Origin of the sequence: Dietzia sp. B44 (assembly GCF_014145245.1) — a bacterium.
GTDB classification, from domain to species: domain Bacteria; phylum Actinomycetota; class Actinomycetes; order Mycobacteriales; family Mycobacteriaceae; genus Dietzia; species Dietzia natronolimnaea.
This window is the reverse complement of record NZ_JAALEF010000225.1, coordinates 2,807-9,011: the sequence shown is the minus strand read 5'-3', so window position 1 is coordinate 9,011 and position 6,205 is coordinate 2,807. Positions and strand designations below refer to the sequence as shown.

Genomic DNA, 6,205 nt, shown 5'->3' with positions numbered 1-6,205 from the left:
GGTGGTCCAGTCCGTCGCCGGGGACCACGACGGCCGGGTGGTCTCCTCCATCGCCCACGCCCCGCCCGGGTCGCAGCTGCGCATCCGGGTATCGGACGGCGCACTGTCCGCCGCCGTCCTCGGCACCACCCCCGCCGCGGGACGGACCGCGGCCACCACCACACCGCCCGAGCCCGCCACACACGAGGAGCAGTCCTGATGTCCGACGAGCAGACCCCCGTCTCCCAGCTCGGCTACGAGGAGGCCCGCGACGAGTTGATCGAGGTGGTCCGCATCCTCGAGGCCGGAGGCCAGGACCTGGACGCGTCCCTGGCGCTCTGGGAGCGGGGCGAGGAGCTCGCCGCGCGGTGCACGGAGCACCTGGACGGTGCGCGTGACCGGATCGATGCGGTGCTGGGCGACGACGACGACGCCGGAAGCCGTACCTAGGAGGCCGTACCTAGGAGGCCACACCCCCGCGCGCCCGGCCGGCCAGGGTCGATCTGGCGGCGGTCGAACCGGTGGCGGTCGAACCGCTGGCTACCGGCTGCTCGGGAGCGGTTCGGCGTCCTGGACGGCCGCGGCCAACGCCTCGAAGTCCGAGGTGGTGGCCGACCCGGTCACCGCCACGCGGACATCGTCCAGGTCCAGCACCCACACCGGGCGGACGTCGTCGCCGGTGTACACGGTCCACTCCTGCCCGGTCACCGGCACGATGGTCCGGCTCGGTCGCGGTCCGCCGTTCAGTGACCGGAACGCCTCCTCGGGGGCGTCGGACTGGACCAGTTCGACGAAGCTCCGCTCGCCCGTCACCCAGCCGACGTGACTCGAGGTGGTGTCGGCGAAGCTCTCGACCCGCCCCGAGTTCGAGGTCCACTCCTCCGGGACGTCCGGGGACCGGACCGGGAAGCCCAGGCTGCGCGCGTCCTGGCGCAGGGAGGCCTCGGCGTCGAACTCGGGGATGGCGCCCTGCTGTGGTCCGGACGGGCTGAAGGTGCACTGGCCCGCGACTCCGGCGAAGATCCCGACGATCGCCATGAGCACCACCACCGACCAGAACATGTCGCGGTTGCCCTGCAGGATTCTCGGTTTCGGCTCGGCCACGGCGTCCAGTATCCCACCCGCCCGGGGCATGTCGGGCGCCTGGCCCCCGGCGGGCGTCGGGAGGTGCAACAATGAGCGCCGACACCCCATCGTGCGGCGAGTGGCCACGTCTGTTCGCGCGCAGCTATCCGAGGAGCCCGACGCCACATGTCAGACGCCCTACGCCCCGACCGTAACCTCGCCATGGAGCTCGTCCGAGTCACCGAGGCCGCCGCGCTCGCGGCCGGCCGGTGGGTGGGCCGGGGCGACAAGCTCGGGGGTGACGGCGCGGCCGTGGACGCCATGCGCGAGCTCATCGGCACCGTCGACATGGACGGCGTCGTGGTGATCGGCGAGGGCGAGAAGGACGAGGCGCCGATGCTGTTCAACGGCGAGAAGGTCGGCACCGGGCACGGTCCCGCGGTCGACGTGGCCGTGGACCCGATCGACGGGACGCGCCTCATGGCCGAGGGCCGGCCCAACTCGATCGCCGTCATCGCGGTCGCCGAGCGTGGCGCGATGTTCGACCCCTCCGCGGTGTTCTACATGCGCAAGATCGCCGTGGGGCCGGACGCGGTCGGTCACATCGACCTGTCCAAGTCCACCGAATGGAACATCCTGTCCGTGGCCAAGGCCAAGAACATCGACGTCGGGGACATGACGGTCTGCGTCCTCGACCGCCCCCGGCACGCCGAACTCATCGCGGAGATCCGCGCGGCGGGCGCCAAGGTCCGGCTGATCATGGACGGGGACGTGGCCGGCGGCGTCGCCGCCGCCTCGGACGACAGCTCGGTGGACATCCTCATGGGCATCGGCGGCACCCCGGAGGGGATCATCACCGCCTGCGCCATGAAGTGCATGGGCGGGGAGATCCAGGGGCAGCTCTGGCCGCAGGACGACGCCGAGCGCCAGAAGGCCGTGGACGCCGGCCTCGACGTGGATGCGTTCCTCGGCACCGACGACCTGGTCAAGGGTGACAACTGCTTCTTCGCGGCGACCGGTATCACCAACGGCGACATGGTCCGTGGCGTCAGCTACCGCTCGAACGGCGCCGTCACCAGGTCGCTGGTCATGCGATCGAAGTCGGGCACGGTCCGGCACGTCGAGGCCCGCCACCGCATGGAGAAGCTCCGCGAGTTCTCGGCGGTCGACTACGGCCAGGGGACGCGCGACAGCTGACCCCACCCGGGCCCGCCGCGCCGAGAGCGCCTGCACGGTGCGGCGTGCCCGCCTACTCTGACCGTATGGCTGACCAGAGTGGATTCCGTATCGAGCACGACACCATGGGCGAGGTCCGGGTACCCGTCGACGCGCTCTGGCGGGCCCAGACCCAGCGGGCGGTGGAGAACTTCCCGGTCTCGGGCAGCGGTCTCGAGCGAGCACAGATCCGCGCCCTCGGCCTACTCAAGTCCGCCTGCGCGACCGTCAACGGCCGTCTCGGTCTCCTCGAGAAGACCAAGGTCGACGCCATCGTGTCCGCGGCCGGACGGATCGCGGAGGGTGAGGTCGACGACCACTTCCCCGTCGACGTGTTCCAGACCGGTTCCGGAACCAGCTCGAACATGAACGCCAACGAGGTCATCGCCTCGATGTGCGCGGCCGAGGGCGTCACGGTCCACCCGAACGACGACGTCAACATGTCGCAGTCCTCCAACGACACCTTCCCCACCGCCACGCATGTCGCCGCGACGGAGTTGGCGCTGACCGAGCTCGTCCCCGCGCTGGGTGTGCTGGCCGGGTCGTTCGAGCGCAAATCCGTCGAGTGGCGGGAGGTGGTCAAGTCCGGCCGCACCCATCTCATGGACGCGGTGCCCGTGACCCTCGGCCAGGAGTTCGGGGGGTACGCGCGCCAGATCCGGGCCGGGGCCGAGCGCGTGTGCGCCACCCTGCCCCGGGTGGGCGAGCTCCCGATCGGTGGCACCGCGGCCGGCACCGGACTCAACGCGCCGGACGGTTTCGGCTCCGCGGTGGTCGAGGAACTGCGCTCACTCACGGGGCTCGAGGAGCTGCGCCTGGCGGAGGACCCGTTCGAGGCGCAGTCCGCCCGCGACGGTCTCGTGGAGCTCTCCGGTGCGCTGCGCACGATCGCCGTCTCGCTCACCAAGATCGCCAACGACGTCCGGTGGATGGGGTCCGGTCCCATGACGGGGTTGTCCGAGATCCACCTGCCGGACCTGCAGCCCGGGTCGTCGATCATGCCCGGCAAGGTCAACCCCGTACTGTGCGAGACCATCTCCCAGGTCGCCGCCCAGGTCGTGGGCAACGACGCGGCCGTGGCCTGGGCCGGCGCCACCGGGGCCTTCGAGCTCAACACGGCGATCCCGGTGATGGCCCGCAACGTCCTGGAGTCCGCCCGGATCCTCACCACGTCCACGACCCTGTTCGCCGAACGCTGCATCGACGGGATCGAGCCCGACGTCGAGCGGATGCGCCGGTACGCCGAGTCCTCGCCCTCGATCGTCACCCCGCTCAACTCGGCGATCGGCTACGAGGAGGCCGCCCGGGTGGCCAAGCACGCCCTGGCGGAGGGGTTGACGATCCGCGAGGCCGTCATCGCCCTGGGCTTCGTCCCCGACCCGCTGAGCGAGGACGAGCTGGACCGCCGCCTCGACGTGTTGGGGATGACGGGCCTCGACCGCGAGCGCTGACCCGGGCGCGATCTGCCGCACGGGGCCGACGAGACCCGGTGAAGGGACACCGCGCTGCGTGCCCGGTCCGGGCACGCAGCGCGGTGTCTGCTCACCCGTCGGTCATGCCGCGGTGATCCGGCGCAGCTCCCCCGGCTCGGCGTCCGGGTGGAACTCCTCGAGCATCGTGGTGACCAGTTCGGCGATCGCCGAGCGCTCCGAGCGGTTGAGGGTGACGTGTGCGAACAACGGATGCCCCTTGAGCTTCTCCACCACGGCCTGGATCCCGTCGTGACGGCCGACCCGCAGGTTGTCCCGCTGGGCCACGTCGTGGGTGAGCACCACGCGCGATCCCGTCCCCAGCCTGGAGAGCACCGTGAGCAGGACGTTGCGCTCGAGTGACTGCGCCTCGTCGACGATCACGAACGAGTCGTGCAGGCTCCGGCCGCGGATGTGGGTCAGCGGCAGCACCTCCAGGATCTCCCGGTCCATCACCTCGTCGATCACGTTCTCGCTGACCAGGCCCTCGAGGGTGTCGAACACCGCCTGGGACCACGGCGACATCTTCTCCGTCTCGCTCCCCGGCAGGTAGCCGAGCTCCTGTCCGCCCACGGCGTAGAGGGGCCGGAACACCACGATCTTGCGGTGGCGGCGACGCTCCAGTACCGACTCGAGCCCCGCGCACAGGGCGAGCGCGGACTTGCCCGTCCCCGCCCGGCCTCCGAGGGAGACGATCCCGATCGACTCGTCCAGCAGGCAGTCAATGGCGATGCGCTGCTCGGCGGAGCGACCGCGCAGTCCGAACACCTCAATGTCGCCGCGGACGAGCTTGAGGCCGCCGCCGTCGGTGACGCGGGCCAGCGCCGAGGACGACTCGGTCTGGACCCGGATCCCGCAGTGCACCGGTGTCTCCACGTCCAGGCCGGCCGCCCGGGCCGCGAGGGGCGAGGCCCCGCCGTCGGAGAACAGGGTGTCCACGAGGTCCTGGGTGGCGGGCAGGTTCGCGACCCCGCTGTAGCCGGTCAGCACCACGTCCTGGGCGTGGTACTCGTCGGCGGGCAGTCCCACGGAGCCCGCCTTGACCCGCAGCGGCACGTCCTTGGAGACCAGGACGGTGTCGAGGCCCTCGGCGCGGAGGTTGAGCGCGCACGCGAGGATCCGGGAGTCCTCCCCCGTGTTCCGGAACCCGGCGGGCAGGATCGCCTGGTCGGTGTGGTTGAGCTCGACCCGCAGGGTTCCCCCCTGGTCGGTGATGGGCAGGTCGCCGTCGAGCCGTCCGTGGCGGAGGCGCAGATCCTCGAGGAGTCGGAGCGCCTCGCGGGCGAAGTAGCCCAGCTCGGGGTGGTGTCGCTTGCCCTCCAACTCCCCGATCACCGCGATGGGCAGCACCACGCGGTGCTCGGCGAAGCGGGTGACGGCCCACGGGTCAGAGAGCAGAACCGAGGTGTCGAGGACGTAGGTGCGTACGGTGTCGGTCACGGCGGACTCCTGGCCCGCGGCACCCGCGGGCGAGCTGGGGGTGGACCGGTCGGCCCAGGTCACCTGGTGGTGACGGGGCCGGGTGCCGGCCCCCTCCCGATCGAGTGGATCGATCATCGGCTGGGACCTCCCGACGGTCGGCTTCCCCACCGACCGTTGTGACCCACGCTACGCCCGAATCACACGAGTGTGAGTTAACTCATCGTGAATTTGTCGGTCTCGCCGGGGTCCGTGACGCACACCGGGTCACGGCACCCTCTCGAACGCGGCGGCCAGGCCCTGTCCGCCGCCCAGGCACATCGTCTCCAGGGCGAGCCGGCCCTGCCGGCGGGCGAGCTCGCGGGCCATCGTGGTGAGGATGCGGGTCCCCGTGGCCCCGACGGGGTGGCCGAGCGAGATCCCCGAGCCGTGCACGTTGAGCCGCTCGCGGTCGGCCACCGTGAAGCCGAACCCGTCCTCCCACTCCCGCAGGCACGCCAGGACCTGGGCGGCGAAGGCCTCGTTGAGTTCGATCAGGTCGAAGTCGGCGAGACGCAGTCCGAGATCGCCCAGGAGCTCGGCGGTGGCGGAGACGGGACCGATCCCCATCCGCGCGGGATGGACCCCGGTCACCGACCACCCGAGGGGCCTGACGTACGCGCGCAGCCCGAGGCTCTCCGCGCGATCGCGGGTGGTGACGACGCACACCGCGGCGCCGTCGTTCTCCCCGCTGGCGTTGCCGGCGGTCACGGTCGCGTCGGGGTCGAGCCGGGAGCGCACGGGGCGCAGCGCGGCGAGTGATGCCGCGGTGACACCGCGGCGGGGGTGCTCGTCGGTGTCGACGACGACGACGTCGTCTCCCCCGCCCCGGGGGACCCGCACCGGCACGATCTCCTCGTCGAACACCCGCCCGTCCTGCGCCGCGACGGCGCGCCGCTGGCTCTCGGCCGCCAGCTCGTCCTGCTCGGCTCGGGAGATCGAGTACTCGGCGCGGAGGTTCTCGGCGGTCTCCAGCATGCCTCCGGGGATCGGGTGGTCCCGGCCGCCCGACGTCACCC

6 protein-coding genes and 1 pseudogene are annotated in these 6,205 nt (G+C 71.7%); 4 read left to right on the top strand and 3 right to left on the bottom strand.

Annotated features, from left to right (window positions below):
* Together G6017_RS08320 and G6017_RS08315 are read left to right on the top strand one after the other, a co-directional pair.
* A pseudogene (locus G6017_RS08320) lies at positions 1–199 on the top strand (exodeoxyribonuclease VII large subunit); the annotation flags it as partial.
* The gene (locus G6017_RS08315) at positions 199–429 is read left to right on the top strand and encodes an exodeoxyribonuclease VII small subunit (RefSeq protein WP_179525652.1); all 231 of its coding nucleotides are present in this window, start codon (positions 199–201) and stop codon (positions 427–429) included. The pseudogene G6017_RS08320 and the gene G6017_RS08315, both read left to right, overlap by 1 nt.
* A 90-nt stretch (positions 430–519) precedes the next feature.
* Here G6017_RS08315 and G6017_RS08310 read toward each other — a convergent pair whose 3' ends face one another.
* Positions 520–1,083, bottom strand: a complete 564-nt coding sequence (locus G6017_RS08310) for a DUF4245 domain-containing protein (RefSeq protein WP_179525653.1) — start codon at positions 1,081–1,083, stop codon at positions 520–522.
* Between the two features lie 147 nt (positions 1,084–1,230).
* On the opposite strand from G6017_RS08310, the gene glpX reads away from it, so the two are divergent.
* Both glpX and G6017_RS08300 read left to right on the top strand, forming a co-directional pair.
* On the top strand, positions 1,231–2,241 hold the full coding sequence (gene glpX, locus G6017_RS08305; protein WP_179525654.1) for a class II fructose-bisphosphatase: 1,011 nt from the start codon (positions 1,231–1,233) through the stop codon (positions 2,239–2,241).
* A 65-nt stretch (positions 2,242–2,306) separates the two neighbouring features.
* The gene (locus tag G6017_RS08300) at positions 2,307–3,710 is read left to right on the top strand and encodes a class II fumarate hydratase (protein WP_179525655.1); all 1,404 of its coding nucleotides are present in this window, start codon (positions 2,307–2,309) and stop codon (positions 3,708–3,710) included.
* A 102-nt stretch (positions 3,711–3,812) separates the two neighbouring features.
* Here the strand turns inward: G6017_RS08300 and phoH2 are convergent, their stop codons facing one another.
* Positions 3,813–5,168 (bottom strand): RNA 5'-3' helicase PhoH2, encoded by a 1,356-nt coding sequence (gene phoH2, locus G6017_RS08295; RefSeq protein WP_179526279.1) that lies wholly within the window; start codon positions 5,166–5,168, stop codon positions 3,813–3,815.
* A gap of 246 nt (positions 5,169–5,414) precedes the next feature.
* Positions 5,415–6,205 (bottom strand): acetyl-CoA C-acyltransferase (locus G6017_RS16755; RefSeq protein WP_241731434.1); only part of this gene is annotated, 791 nt, incomplete at its 5' end.

Coding starts and splice junctions, on each gene's coding strand:
- G6017_RS08315 (WP_179525652.1), top strand. CDS start 199: ATGTCCGACGAGCAGACCCCCGTCTCCCAGCTCGGCTACGAGGAGGCC.
- glpX (WP_179525654.1), top strand. CDS start 1,231: ATGTCAGACGCCCTACGCCCCGACCGTAACCTCGCCATGGAGCTCGTC.
- G6017_RS08300 (WP_179525655.1), top strand. CDS start 2,307: ATGGCTGACCAGAGTGGATTCCGTATCGAGCACGACACCATGGGCGAG.